The following is a 13,730-nucleotide window of genomic DNA, read 5'->3' as shown; positions in this document are numbered from 1 at the left end:
TAGCATGTGGCTACTGGAGCGTCCCTCTTTCATATAGAAGAATATAATAAGCTTCTTCACACTAGAGAAGCATTATTTTAAGATTTCGTATCCGGTCTAGGGACACCAAAGTTTGGCGTTCCATCCTCATTCCACTGGATCACTTGCACACGCGCGTGCCGATTAGGATCATATAATGGGTCTCCCACAATTTCCTTATAGCTTCTAGCATGGAACACTAGGATATCCTGTTTGCCATCTTCTGAGACTGTAAAGCTATTATGTCCCGGTCCATATTGACCGTTTTCTTCAGAAGTTGTAAACACAGGTTCTGGTGTTTTGACCCATGATTTCGGATCCATTAAATCACTATCCTCATCAGCGGTTAACAACCCCATACAGTAGTTATGATCTGTTGCACTTGCCGAGAAAGTCATGAAAATACGTCCATTTCGCTTAAGAACTGCCGCACCCTCATTCACCAGGAAGCCGATTTTTTCCCAATCATATTCAGGCGTGGTGATGCACACCTGCTCTCCTTTTAACGTCCAAGGGTTTTCCATTTCAGAGATATACATATTAGAATTACCAGGGATATCGGGATCCTTTTGTGCCCATACGTAGTATCTAACCCCTCTGTGTTCAAAAGTGGTTGCATCCAGGGCAAAGGATTCCCATTTCGTTTTGATTTGACCCTTTTCCACCCACTCACCTTCTAATGGATTTACGGATGAGTTTTCTATGGCAAACATACGATGATCAAATAAGCCATCTTTCGTATCGGAGGTATGTGCAGCTGCAAAATACACGTACCATTTTCCATCAATATAATGAATCTCAGGCGCCCAAATATTGGCACTCATTAAGCCTGTTTCATGCTTAACCCAAATGGTCTTACCCTCAGCCTCAGCTAATCCCTGAATGGATTCAGAACGACGAAGCTCGATTCTATCAAACTCCGGAACCGAAGCTATGAAATAATAATAACCATCAGTATGTCTATAGATCCATGGATCTGCCCTTTGCTCAATAAGCGGATTTTTCGCATTGAATTCTCTCATGATGACAACTCCTATATCTCTCTTTATTTTTAATTTTATGGGTCACCAAAACACACCCTTCCTTATAAGAAGGCAAGGTGTATTTAAGCTATGTTCATTTGATCTACCCTTTAATACCTGAATTCAAGTTAATAGATTGAACGAAGTATTTTTGAGCAAATATAAATAACAGTAGGGTTGGAACGATCGCCAAGATTGCCGACCCCATTAATTGCCCGATCATACGATAGTTTCCGTAGATATCTTGTAGCAAGAGCAACCCAGCTGTGACTGGCATTTTGTCTACATCTGTGTACACGATAACCGGCCAGAGGAAGTCATTCCAAGATCCCGTAAAGGAGAACAATCCGCAAACAATCAGAATCGGCTTAACTAACGGCAATATAATTTGCGCGAAAATTCTAAAGTCACTAGCACCATCAACTTTTGCAGACTCATCTAATTCTTTTGGGATACCGTTCATAAACTGTCTGACCAAGAAGATATTCCCCATACCCGCAAGACCGGGAATGATCATTGCCCAAGAAGTGTTTACCCAGCCCAAGGAATCGATAATTTTGTAAGAAGGAATTAAGTTAACTACACCCGGGAAAAAGGAGATCCCTAGCAAAGTAAAGAACAGTGTGTCTCTTCCTTTAAAGTTAATACGGGTATAACCAAAGCCTGTAATCGAAATCACAATAACCACCAGGATTGTGTGGGTTGTAGCGATAAACAATGAATTGCCTAGCCAACGTAGAATTGGGGCTGTAGAAGTATTGTTCAGAATCGTAACATAGTTCTCAAAGACCCATGTTTCAGGAAATAGTCTAAAGCCTGAAGAAACCACTTCCGTTTGTGATCTAAAAGACGTGGAAATCCCGAATATTACTGGAATAATCCAAATCACACAAAGGATAAGCAAAAAAGCATATGATACATATTTTGAAATGCTAACATTGGATGATCCTTTTACTTTGCCTGTTCTATTTGCAACTGGACGATTATCTAGGCCATTTACCGCCTGATTTGACATTATAGTACACCTACCTTTTCCATTTCCTTGTTAATCAATTAGTTCTCTAGAACCTTATGTAGCATTTCGGTTCATTACATAATATTGCAGCGCTGAGATCACCAAGATTACTAATCCCAATAACACTGCCATCGCCGATGCCATCCCTGCAATGGATTCACCGTTTCCGAAAGCTAATTGACGAATATACATCATGAGTACGTGTGTACTTTGTCGAGGCCCGCCATCAGTCATCATTAACGGTTGGCCGAATACATTGAAGGCTCCGGCAGTTGTCATAACAAAGGTATAGATTAATGGAAAACGAATAGATGGCAAGGTGATACTTGTGAATCTTTTAATTGAACCCGCACCATCGAGCTCAGCTGATTCATATAATTCTTGCGCAACGCCACTTAATGAAGCACGATAAATAATCATGTTGCCCCCAATACCGCCCCATAGTGTGATTACAATGATGATAATCCACGCATACGGCTGATTTGCAGGCCAAGCAATTTGTGATCCGAATAGATTACCAGTAATCCCTAATTGCTTATTAAAGATCAAAAGCCAGATTAGTGCAGCCGCAGAAATCGAAATCAAGCCCGGAATATAGAGAATAGATTGAATTAAGCTCTTCATTTTAACTTTTTTATGTTCTAGTGCAACAGCAACCATTAATGGGATAACTATTAATAATGGAACAGAGAGACCCACAAAGATCAAAGTATTTTTTAGACCTCTGAAAAATTGAGTATGAAACGTTGATTTGCCATCAAATAGAATGGCCTTATAGTTATCAAAGCCTACCCATACCGGGTCACTCATTAAATTCCACTTTGTAAATGAAGCATAAATCCCATAAATCGTTGGCAATAAAATGAAGACAGCAAACAAAATGACGTGCGGACCTACAAAGAAGGCAGGTGCCCAGTTTATTTTCTTTTTCATAGGATTTCATTTCTCCTTTTGCACAAAGTAATGCACCACAGTACGGCACATTACTTCGTACAATCTATTCTATTTCGCTTTATTTCGCTGCACTGCTGCTTTCTGCGATCTTATCTTCTACAAACTTCTGCATGGTTGCCAAGGTCTCATCTAGATCAACGTTACCGCGAACGATATCTGCGCAATAAGTATCTACTGCTTCTGCAATGTATGGGTAGTACTCATATGTGTAAATGTAAAGGGATTCAATTTCTTTTTCATTAGAAGTAAAGAAGGATTGCATGTAGTTTTGGTATTCCGGACTTTGGTTAACTACGTTACTTGCGACGTTTTGACCAGCTTTTGCCCATTCCATTGAGTTTGTACGCACATATTCTAAGAAGTTAGCAATCCCTACTTCTTTTTCATCTGTTCTCTTATCGTTCTTAAGCATAGCGAACAAGTGAGAAGAAGATCTATTCGTGAATTTATCAGCGGTTGGAGAATAAATGTTAGTCACACCAAAGTTCAAGCCTTCAACTCCAGCATGTGCGGTAGAACTCCAAGTTCCGTCTGTGGAGAAGAGTACGTTTTGGGATTGGAACATCAAGTAACCGTCTTCACCAAATGGAGTCATCAAACCAGCATCAGCAATTTTCTTAACATCTTCAAAGGCTTGTTTAAATACTGGGGAGTTAACAGCCGGTTTGCCGTCCACCTGAATATCTCCGCCCAAGTTTTGAATTTGAGCCAGGATAACCCATCCGAGCAAGGCATCATTAACTACATAGTCGCCTTCATCCAATTTACCTTGTAAGGAAAGCATTTCATCAATCGTAACAACGTTATCATCCAAGAAAGATTCAGCATTATATTTCTTGAGCAAATCTTTATTGTAATACATTACGTTACTGTGGATATCAAGAGGTACTGTGTATTGTGTTCCGTCGATGTTACCAGTGTTCCAAGCTTGTGGTAAGTAATTTTCAGCTTTTAGTTCAGGTTGTGCCGGTAATACAGTATCTTGCATGGGTTCTAAGACACCTTGCTTAACAAACCCAGGAACACGGTCAGCGTGGATAATTGCTAAATCAGGAACACCTTTGCTGGAAGCCAAAACGGTAGAAATTTTCGTGTACATATCAGCTGTAATAACGTGCTTCACTTTAATCTCTGGATTCGTTGCATTGTACTCTTTAACGATTTGATCCATATAAGCACCATCATCACCGGTCAGCGGTGTCCAGAACGTAATCGTCTTACTATCATCTTTACCACCACATCCTGCTAACACTGTCGTTAACATTAGAACCGTTGCTAATACTACTCCAAATTTCTTTTTCATTACTCTCTCCCCCTGCAGCTGTAATGTTAAGATAATCATTCACATTAACTTTGTCGGAAACGATTAACTTAAACTTAGTATACAGTCGCTTTGAAAGCGTAGTCAATAACTTTTAAATAAACTTAATAGATTTTTTTAAAACTTAGTTAACCTTTTAGTTCATTAAGACGAGATGAAAGCGATATATTATTTACTTCAGTTACCTTTCGTGTTACTTTATATAGAGATTAATAAACTTTACAGTATATGAAATTACTTTGAAAGAAGTGGATAAAATGCAATTGGAAATAGACAAGTCCTCTCTCGTTGTTTATGAAGCCTTGGCAAGTGAAGTACGAATAAAAATCATTCAGTTACTCTCCAAAAATAAGATGAACATCAAAGATTTGGCAGAAGAACTTAAAATAAGCAGTCCCATCGTAACAAAACACATTAAAAAGTTAGAAGATGCAGGAATCATAAAAACAGAAAAAGTTCCTGGTAAATCCGGAATGCAAAAAATCTCAATTCTTAGAGTCGACCATATTGAGATTAACTTCCCTAAAAAAATCTTTCATTCCTTTGCCTCCTATGAGACATCGGTGCCGATTGGTCATTATACGGATTATGATCTGAAGCCTACATGCGGACTTGCCACAGAGAAAGAGTTTATCGGCAGAGTAGACGAACCTAAATATTTCATGGATTCTAAAAGAGTCGATGCAGAGATTCTATGGTTTACCCAAGGTTATGTTCAATACAACATTGCCAATTTTCTGAAAAAAGATGAAACCTTGCAGCAATTTGAAATTAGCCTAGAGCTTTCTTCCGAATTTCCATTTGCCAATGACGTATGGCCTTCAGACATCACCTTTTCATTGAACGGCTTGGAATTAGGTACTTGGACAAGCCCTGGGGATTTTGCTGATGCAAGAGGTAAATTCACACCTGAGTGGTGGCCGCACAATATTAACCAGTATGGATTACTAAAAACGATTAGAATTACTAATCACAATGGAACATACATTGACGGTGACCCCATGTCTTCCGTTTCGATTGAGGATTTAGATACGACCTGTGACCGATGGACTTTCCGGATCGAAGTGAAGGAAGATGCAAAACACGTCGGAGGCGCGACAATTTTCGGAAAAAAATTCGGAAATCATGATCAAGATATCATGTTCAAAATGTATTACCTTTAAAATCTTCTAGTACGCACATGTATCAAGGTTGGTTCTTTCATGGGGGCGAACAACTAATTAGTATTTATTCTTCCTTAGCCCCCCTATCTGTACTGTGATATGAACCAGTTATCACTTTCCCCTATCCATCTCTTTATCGCCCACATCTCCCACCTTCTTTCACTTTCCACAACTCCAGTAGTAATCTGCAGTACTTTTCATACGCTATCCAAACCCAACTACCTTTTGTTAATAAAAATATAAATAGATTCATCGTTTCATAAATTTCTATTTGACTATATGCTAATATCATGCTTAAAATGAGATCAACATAAAACGTTTTCCACGATATGGTTTGTATAAATATAAAACAAATCCATTTTGATTTGTGAAAAACGTTTTTTCAGTAGCTCTATTGTAAGCGTTTTACATTTTTCGTACCGCCGCAATCTCTAATCAATAGAATCGGAGGATCATGAATTTGAGGAAAACAACTCGTAAGCTAACCGCTTCACTTCTTGCACTCACGCTGCTAGTACCTGCACCATTCATTTCAGCAGCTTCTGCAAGCGATTCCAAAACAATCCCACCATCCACGCAACAACAGGCTGTCGATTATTCAGGCCACTGGGCACAGAAAGATTTTCAATCCTGGGTGGATAAGGGCTTGATTTCAGGCTATGGAAATGGAATTTACAAACCTAATCAAGAGATCACCCGCGCGGAATGGGTCACATTGATCAATCGGGTCTTTAATTTGCAGGAAAAATCAGAAATTGCCTTCACGGATGTACTGGAGTCAGGTGCTTATTACAGCGATATCCAGAAAGCTTCGGCTGCAGGATATGTATCAGGATATAGCGATGGCACCTTCCGACCAACACAGGTAGTAAGTCGTCAAGAAGCCGCGGTTATGCTGCACAGACTATTCCAGCTCAATTCTTCTGCAAATACCTCTGCACCAAAAGATGTTGAAGATTTACCCTCATGGAGCCAAGAAGCTGTATTATCTTTATTTGGTGAAGGTTATTTGAATGGTTATAGTGACGGCAGCTTTAAAGGCGCAAAAGCCGTAACAAGAGCGGAAGCACTGCGTATGATTGAGAAGTTGGCCGGGGAAATCACTTCTAAGAGCGGGAGTTATACGGGGATTACCACTCAGAATATGGTAATTAGTAACCCGGGTGTTGAGTTGAACAACTCCACCATCTCCGGAAACCTGTATCTTACCGAAGGTATTGCAGAAGGTGATATCACGCTGAATAACGTCACTGTTAAAGGAACAATATTCGTATCCGGCGGCGGCGAAAATAGTATCGTACTTAGTAACTCTAATGCAGGTAACATGGTTGTAGATAAGCGTAATGGGAAACTCCGCGTCGTTACTAAAGGAACGAGTGCCGTACCAAGTGTACGTGTACATTCCGGTGTAATGCTTGAGGAAGATACCACTTTGACGGGAGCAGGCTTCGGCCGGGTCGTTATAGAGAATACACTCCCGAACGATTCAATCATCAGGCTGAGAGGAAACTTTGATTCTGCTGAGGTACGAGCGTTAGGAGTGCCTACACTACATCTAGCTGCAGGCAATATTACTGAAGTTACATTGAACCAATTAGCCAAGCTGCGTGTAGATGCTGGTGCAGCAATCAAGAATCTAATCCTTGGCATAAACGATATGATTACTATCCAAGGCACCGGGAAGGTTAGCTTTGACAATAAATACAGTAATCTAATCAAATTTGAAATACCTACTCCGACAGCTACGGCAACGTCTGGTTCTGGTAGTTCAGGTTCTGGTGGATCGGACGGCAGCGCTGTTGCTACACCTACTACTACCCCGGTTCCTACAGCTACAGCGACTCCTACTGCTACACCGGGTCCGTCAGCAACGGCACCAGCACTCACCAATGTTTCTGTACATGATCCGTCAGTGGCTGTAGACAAAGGAACGTATTATGTATTCGGGTCTCATATCGATGCGGCCAAATCGGATGATCTGCTGAACTGGACTCGTTTCACAAATGGTTATACAACACCAGGCAACGTACTCTTTGGTGATCTTTCCGCGAATCTGGCAGAATCCTTTAAATGGGCTGGAGAGAACGATTCTGACAGTAAAGGCGGATTCTCCATATGGGCTCCAGACGTTTTCTGGAATGAGGATTATAAGAATGCGGACGGGACCACTGGCGCTTATATGATGTATTATAGTGCTTCTTCCACTTACATCCGCTCAGCGATTGGCTTTGCCACTTCGCAAAATATTGAAGGTCCTTATACCTATGGAAATACCGTAATTTATTCCGGCTTCACCAAGGAAGAAGATTACGATACTAACAGCAAAATTAACAAAAAATGGACAAACACAAATATTCACAAGCTTATTGATAACGGAACACTAGAAGATGCCAACCCAGATTGGTTTGACGCAGGCGGTTCATATAAGAACAAAACGTATACAAACGCAATTGACCCGACGTTATTCTACGATAAAGACGGCAAGCTGTGGATGACTTATGGATCATGGTCAGGCGGTATATTTATTCTAGAAATCGATCCAGCTACCGGCGATCCAAAATATCCGGGTAAAGATGGAACGACTGCTGATGGACGTCTAATCGACCGGTATTTCGGTACCCATATTTCTGGCGGTATGACCAAATCGGGCGAAGGTCCGTATATCGTTTACGACAAGAATACAGATTACTACTTCTTATATGTAACTTATGGAGGACTAGCGTCCGACGGTGGTTACAATATGCGTCAGTTCCGTTCAACGAATCCGGATGGTCCTTATGTGGATGCTGCCGGACAAAGTGCAGTGCTGGCAACGAGCAATGACCATTCGGTCATTGGCAACAAAGTTCTTGGTAATTTCATGTTCACGAACGTGAATAGTGATCCAGACTTCCAAACTTACGGCTATGTTGCATCAGGCCATAATTCAGTCAATTATGATGAAGAGACGGGTAAAATATTCAACTTCTTCCACACTCGCTTCCCGCAGCGTGGTGAAACACATGAGCTTCGTGTGCATCAAATGTTCACCAACGAAGATGGATGGCCGCTCACTTCTCCTCATCGTTACACTGGTGAAACTATCGCAGCTGTTATGCAGGAAGATGTTATTGGAGCTTACCAGTTCGTGAATCACGGGAAAGATACTTCTGCTAAAATTAAATCCACAACAGCTATCGAACTGCGAGGTGATGGAACCATTACAGGGTCCGTAACCGGTTCTTGGGAGCTAAAAGGAGAGTATTACGCCGACCTGCTCATCAATGAAATAGAAAACGGAGCTGCTGTACAAAATCTCTACAAAGGTGTATTCGTAAAACAATGGGATTCCACTCGTCAGAGCAATGTTATGACTTTCACAGCCATGTCCAATAAGGGTGTTACCGTCTGGGGCAGCCAAATTGAACTGCTGAGCACAGATCAAATTGTATCCAATGTTAAAGATAGTTTAAGTTTGGGCAACACAAGTAAAGTATACAAAGATCTTACGCTCCCAACTGAGGCCGTAAGAGGAACAGTCATTACGTGGTCGTCTTCCAATGAAGCCGTAGTAGGAAACGATGGTTCAGTTGTTCGTCCTGAAAAAGGACTCGGAAACGCAACGATTGAACTTACTGCTACGATTGCGCTGGGTGAGTCTACTGCAACTAAGACCTTTACTATCATTGTAATGGAACTGACAGGAAATATACTGGAAGACGGTTTGGTGGCAGCGTATGATTTTGAAGGAGATCTTTCAGAGAACGGAGATCGTACTGATAAGGGTACAATTACCGGCAATCGGATTAACAATACTGGTGGGAACATCACCTATGAGACAAGTGAAGTTGGTCTTGCAGCTAAATTCGACGGTAGCTCCGGTATTCGCCTACCCAATGGTTTGATTAAAGGCAACACCTACACAATAGGCATGTGGCTTAACCCACAAGAACTGACTCAATTCACTACAGCCTTCTTTGGCGCTACAACAGATACGAATTGGATTAGTCTCTTGCCTTATGGAAACGGTGGAGCTACTACCCGGATGTGGTTTGGTAGCCAAACCTTCCACGATGCAGAAGCAGGCATGCAGATTCCAGTTAACCAATGGTCGCATATAGCTTTCACTTACGATGCCGGGACTGTGAAGCTGTATGTGAACGGAGTATTGAAGTACACTGGAAAAGGATTTACGGATGTATTTAACAGTGCAGATGCAGTATTCGCCCTGGGTGTAAACTATTGGGATATCCCATACAAAGGTTTGATTGATAACCTGCGTATCTACGAAAGTGCACTTTCCGCTGAAGCTGTAGACTTGCTGGTAAACGGTGAGCCTGACAGTAATATTAAAGTAAGTACGATAACCATCCGTGATGCTGAAATGGATGTGGCTGTGGGGAATACCTTTACCCCTCAAGTAAAAGTACTACCTACCAATGCCGGAAATAAGAAACTTACTTGGAGTTCTAGTGATCCTAGCGCCGTTACAGTTGATGCTACAACCGGAACCGTAACCGCACTAACGGTAGGTGGCGAAGCAGTGATTACAGCCACTGCGGCTGATGGCAGTGGTGTCTCAGCAGACTATAAGGTAAACGTTACGGATGGAAAAGTAGCCTATTATGCTTTTGATGGAAACCTTGATGACTCCCTCCAATTGGTCGGTACTGGACAGGTTACGGGAATAAAAATCGAGGCTCCAACTGTAGGTAACATCACTTACGGTAACGGTATCACTAATCAAGCAGCAGTATTTGACGGTGTTTCCGGGATCCGGTTACCTAATGGATTAATTGACAGCAATACCTATACCGTATCTATGTGGTTAAACCCTGAGAAGCTTACTGATGCAACAACAACCTTCTTCGGTGCTGCTTCGATCAACAACTGGATTAGCTTCGTTCCACAGAACGGCGGAGGTAAAACACTGCTATGGTCTGGCGAGGCATGGTATGATGCTGTTTCCGCTATGAAGATTCCAGAGAATAAATGGACGCATGTAGCATTTACGGTCAACAACGGTACCGTGAAGGTATACCTCGACGGAGTTGAGCAATTCTCCGGTGAGGGCTTCCCGAATGTGTTTATGAACAAGAATGGTGTATTCGCACTTGGCGTAAACTATTGGGACGTACCTTATAAGGGAATGATTGATGAACTGAATATTTATAGCAGAGCACTCAAATCAGACGAAATACTGACCGAATATAACTCAAATGTAAATTAAGAGAATCATCATTTGGAAAGAGAGCGGAGCCTCAGGCTCCGTTCTTTTTATCTTAAGTCACGCGATCAAAGTGAATGAGCGCCCATAAAATTTCTCACCTTCGTATTGTAAAACAAGCATTTAAATAATATAATCATTAACTATACGTCTTGAACTAAATTGGAGGCCATCTATGAAACTTGACCTGTCGGAAGAATCTCTTCCCGTCTACGAAGCTTTAGCCAGTTCAGTTCGTCTGCACCTGCTGCGCTTGCTTGCCGAGAACCCAATGAATGTCAAGGAATTGGCCGCAGCGGTAAATTTGAGCAGCGCCATTATGACAATGCATGTGCGTAAGTTAGAAGCTGCAGGACTTATCCAGACACATATGGCACCTGGACGAAGTGGTCTGCAAAAGATCTGTACGCTGGCTGCTGAAAGCGCCGAGATCACCTTTCCAGGCAGACAAATTAATGAGCGCAAAAGCTACCGCAAGGAGATTCCTGTTGGGCATTATTCTGACTTCATGATTGAGCCTACCTGCGGTCTTGCCACTACAGAGCAAGTGATTGGCAGCTTTGATGATCCCCGTTATTTCTGGGATCTCGAGCGTATGAATGCTGGTATTCTCTGGTTCGGCAAAGGATATATCGAATATAAAATTCCTAACTTCCTTCTCTCCAGTCAACAGCCCGAGGAGCTAATCATTACGATGGAGATTGCCTCCGAAGCGCCTTCCATTAATAATAATTGGCCCTCCGACATCACTTTCACACTGAACGGAGTACAGCTTGGATTCTGGACAAGTCCTGGTGACTACGGAGATAGACGTGGTAAATACACGCCAGCTTGGTGGCCAGCACTCACGAATCAATACGGCCTTCTTAAGCAGCTACGCATTACATCTAAAGGCACGTTTATGGACGGCCTGAAACTGTCCGACGTTACGCTGGATCAAGTGAACATTCGCAACAAGCAATGGACTTTCAAGCTTTCCGTCGATGAAGAGGCCGAGCATATTGGCGGCATTACCCTTTTTGGCAAAGGCTTTGGCAACTATAATGATGATCTAATCGTTGAGCTGTTCTACACAGATACCCATGAATAAAGCCGCATTCATCTCCCATTGGAGAGTCGAATGCGGCTCTTATTTTACCTTATTTCATGTTCAATGAAGGGTCCCCATAATCCGCCACCAGGCAGTGGACAGCCACGTTCCTTAAGCTTAGCTACAACAGGAATAATGCATCCACAAGCTACGCAAGTCACACTCTCATGCAGCTTAGGACAAGTCCCGCAAAGAGAAATCCGTTCAGCATAAACCTCATCTGGAACACAAAGCTCTGTCTTAAACATGGATGATGACAGGATACGCTCTATCTGTGCATCGGTAACCTTATAATCGTCGCGACACCCCTTGCATGCAGATGTTGTTGACATGATAACACCACCTTATGCCTTCGGCGTAATCTCCAGCACAGTCACTGACATTGGAGCCAGCTCTACATTAAGAAGATCACCTTCAAGTGTAAAGGCTGTAAAAGCTTGCGGTACGACAGCGTCTGGCTGACTAAATGTATTATGAGCATCTATCTTGTTACCTGTGAGCGTAGTGCCAGTCACTTCAACCTTCTGCCCGGATAGACCACGAAGCTCGAGAGGCACAGTAGCTGATGCTGCGTGATTCAAGTTGCAAAGACTGACATGGATGATGCCAGCGTCTGTTACGGAAGCTGAAGCAGATACTTCAGGAATCTCGCTGCCCTCAAAGCTGTAAGTCCCACTATCGATTGTTAAATCCAACAACTCAGCATCCTGATGGACTTTAAACATATTGAATACATGATAGGTAGGCGTTAGCAGCATTTTTTCTCCTTCGGTTAAAATCACTGCTTGAAGCACGTTAATGGTCTGCGCAATATTTGCCATCCGTACCCGGTCACTGTGTTTATGGAAAATATTCAGGGTTACGCCAGCTACAAGGGCATCCCGAATTGTATTTTGTTGATATAGGAATCCTGGATTCGTACCCGGCTCAACATCATACCAAGTTCCCCATTCGTCAACGATAAGGCCTACTCTTTTATCTGGGTCATATTTGTCCATAATAAAACCATGTTTAGTAATCAGCTCATCCATGCGAATGGCCTTCTCTAAAGTACTAAACCATTCACTAGTTTCAAAGCCTGTTGCTGCCCCTTTATTCTCCCATGCTGGACCAGGAATCGTATAATAATGAAGAGTAATCGAGTCCATAAAGCGTGTAGCTTCACGCATTAAAACTTCCATCCAGTGATAATCATCCACGTTAGGACCACAAGCGATCCGATGAATACGATTCTCCCCGTAATTACGTACATACGTCTGATATTGGCGATAAAGATCTGCATAATATTCTGGACGCATATTCCCGCCGCAGCCCCAATTCTCATTACCAACGCCAAAATAAGTGACAGTCCAAGGCTCTTGATGACCGTTCTGCTGGCGAAGCTCAGACATCGGTGAGACACCGCCAAAGGTTAAATACTCTACCCATTCGGACATCTCTTGAACCGTACCACTTCCCACATTACCATTGATATAAGGTTCACATTCCAGCATCTCACATAATTCCATAAATTCATGTGTACCAAAATGGTTGTTCTCAACCGTGCCGCCCCAATGCGTATTGATCATACGTTTACGAGCTTCGCGATCACCAATACCATCTTTCCAATGATATTCATCTGCAAAACATCCACCCGGCCAGCGAAGTACTGGAATTTGTATTTCTTTAAGCGCTTTCACAACATCATTACGAATACCGTTAGTGTTAGGAATCGGTGAATCTTCTCCGACCCAAATGCCTTCATAAATACAACGTCCTAGATGCTCAGAGAAGTGTCCATAAATATTTTTGTTTATCGTACCTTTGCGAATGTCTGTGTTAAGGATTGCGCGATCTGCCATGAATAAACTCCGCCCTTCAACATTTATATTTTTATTAACTAATTAATAATTATACAAACATTATAGAGCGGTCCTCAGCGATCCGTCAATCTCCAATATG

General features: G+C 42.2%; 9 protein-coding genes. 3 read left to right on the top strand and 6 right to left on the bottom strand.

Annotated elements, in window-relative coordinates:
* Positions 1 to 77 precede the first annotated feature (77 nt).
* The 4 genes from MKX35_RS29785 to MKX35_RS29770 all read right to left on the bottom strand — a co-directional run bounded on the left by MKX35_RS29785 (position 78) and on the right by MKX35_RS29770 (position 4,312).
* Positions 78 to 1,040: a glycoside hydrolase family 43 protein gene (locus MKX35_RS29785; RefSeq protein ID WP_076284288.1), complete on the bottom strand. Its 963-nt coding sequence runs from the start codon at positions 1,038 to 1,040 to the stop codon at positions 78 to 80.
* A gap of 103 nt (positions 1,041 to 1,143) precedes the next feature.
* Complete coding sequence (locus MKX35_RS29780; RefSeq protein ID WP_076300059.1) at positions 1,144 to 2,055, bottom strand: carbohydrate ABC transporter permease; 912 nt, start codon at positions 2,053 to 2,055, stop codon at positions 1,144 to 1,146.
* 54 nt (positions 2,056 to 2,109) lie between these two features.
* Complete coding sequence (locus MKX35_RS29775) at positions 2,110 to 2,988, bottom strand: carbohydrate ABC transporter permease (protein ID WP_042186039.1); 879 nt, start codon at positions 2,986 to 2,988, stop codon at positions 2,110 to 2,112.
* A 79-nt stretch (positions 2,989 to 3,067) separates the two neighbouring features.
* Entirely contained in the window at positions 3,068 to 4,312 is a 1,245-nt protein-coding gene (locus MKX35_RS29770; protein ID WP_042186037.1) for an extracellular solute-binding protein, read from the bottom strand.
* 275 nt (positions 4,313 to 4,587) lie between these two features.
* Here MKX35_RS29770 and MKX35_RS29765 point away from each other — a divergent pair, with 275 nt between their 5' ends.
* The 3 genes from MKX35_RS29765 (at position 4,588) to MKX35_RS29755 (ending at position 11,789) form a co-directional block, all read left to right on the top strand.
* A complete protein-coding gene (locus tag MKX35_RS29765) occupies positions 4,588 to 5,493 on the top strand; it encodes an ArsR/SmtB family transcription factor (protein ID WP_042186035.1) in 906 nt (301 codons plus the stop codon).
* 460 nt (positions 5,494 to 5,953) lie between these two features.
* Positions 5,954 to 10,702 (top strand): LamG-like jellyroll fold domain-containing protein, encoded by a 4,749-nt coding sequence (locus MKX35_RS29760; RefSeq protein ID WP_076300060.1) that lies wholly within the window; start codon positions 5,954 to 5,956, stop codon positions 10,700 to 10,702.
* A gap of 172 nt (positions 10,703 to 10,874) precedes the next feature.
* Complete coding sequence (locus tag MKX35_RS29755; RefSeq protein WP_042186033.1) at positions 10,875 to 11,789, top strand: ArsR/SmtB family transcription factor; 915 nt, start codon at positions 10,875 to 10,877, stop codon at positions 11,787 to 11,789.
* Between the two features lie 44 nt (positions 11,790 to 11,833).
* Here MKX35_RS29755 and MKX35_RS29750 read toward each other — a convergent pair whose 3' ends face one another.
* A complete protein-coding gene (locus MKX35_RS29750) occupies positions 11,834 to 12,121 on the bottom strand; it encodes a hypothetical protein (RefSeq protein WP_042186032.1) in 288 nt (95 codons plus the stop codon).
* Positions 12,122 to 12,133: 12 nt separating this feature from the next.
* Positions 12,134 to 13,630, bottom strand: coding sequence for an alpha-N-arabinofuranosidase (locus tag MKX35_RS29745; RefSeq protein ID WP_076300061.1), 1,497 nt, complete (start codon positions 13,628 to 13,630; stop codon positions 12,134 to 12,136).
* Positions 13,631 to 13,730 lie beyond the last annotated feature (100 nt).

Origin of the sequence: Paenibacillus sp. FSL R5-0923 (genome assembly GCF_038009145.1) — a bacterium.
Taxonomy (GTDB): domain Bacteria; phylum Bacillota; class Bacilli; order Paenibacillales; family Paenibacillaceae; genus Paenibacillus_AQ.
Note: the sequence above shows the minus strand (reverse complement) of the source record. Positions and strands in the feature narration are given on the sequence as shown.

Excerpts from the sequence above, each read along its gene's own strand:
- MKX35_RS29755 (WP_042186033.1), top strand. The coding sequence starts at position 10,875 with ATGAAACTTGACCTGTCGGAAGAATCTCTTCCCGTCTACGAAGCTTTA.
- MKX35_RS29745 (WP_076300061.1), bottom strand. The coding sequence starts at position 13,630 with ATGGCAGATCGCGCAATCCTTAACACAGACATTCGCAAAGGTACGATA.
- MKX35_RS29750 (WP_042186032.1), bottom strand. The coding sequence starts at position 12,121 with ATGTCAACAACATCTGCATGCAAGGGGTGTCGCGACGATTATAAGGTT.
- MKX35_RS29785 (WP_076284288.1), bottom strand. The coding sequence starts at position 1,040 with ATGAGAGAATTCAATGCGAAAAATCCGCTTATTGAGCAAAGGGCAGAT.
- MKX35_RS29770 (WP_042186037.1), bottom strand. The coding sequence starts at position 4,312 with ATGAAAAAGAAATTTGGAGTAGTATTAGCAACGGTTCTAATGTTAACG.
- MKX35_RS29765 (WP_042186035.1), top strand. The coding sequence starts at position 4,588 with ATGCAATTGGAAATAGACAAGTCCTCTCTCGTTGTTTATGAAGCCTTG.
- MKX35_RS29775 (WP_042186039.1), bottom strand. The coding sequence starts at position 2,988 with ATGAAAAAGAAAATAAACTGGGCACCTGCCTTCTTTGTAGGTCCGCAC.
- MKX35_RS29780 (WP_076300059.1), bottom strand. The coding sequence starts at position 2,055 with ATGTCAAATCAGGCGGTAAATGGCCTAGATAATCGTCCAGTTGCAAAT.